At 75.4% G+C, this 232-nt stretch carries 1 protein-coding gene; it reads left to right on the top strand.

Going from position 1 to position 232, the window contains the following annotated elements; translation table 11 throughout:
* Nucleotides 1-232 (top strand): transposase (locus tag ACWJ6R_RS38360; protein ID WP_449066852.1); only part of this gene is annotated, 232 nt, incomplete at both ends.

Below are 232 nucleotides of genomic sequence, written 5' to 3'. Positions count from 1 at the left end.
TCGCCTCCCTGGTCACCACGAGCGACGATGAGCACCTGGCGAACCCGCGCCACCTGGCCGCCACCGCTGACCGCCTCGCGGACGCCCAGCGCGACCTGGCCCGCAAGAAGCGGGGCTCCCAGCGTCGGCGCAAGGCCGTCGCCCGCGTCGCCGCGCTGCACGCCCAGGTCCGCCGCCAGCGCCTCGACCACGCCCACAAGACCGCGAACGCTCTGGTGGCCGCCTACGACGT

The organism is Planomonospora algeriensis (assembly GCF_977012225.1).
This window is presented reverse-complemented; position numbering and strand designations above follow the sequence as displayed.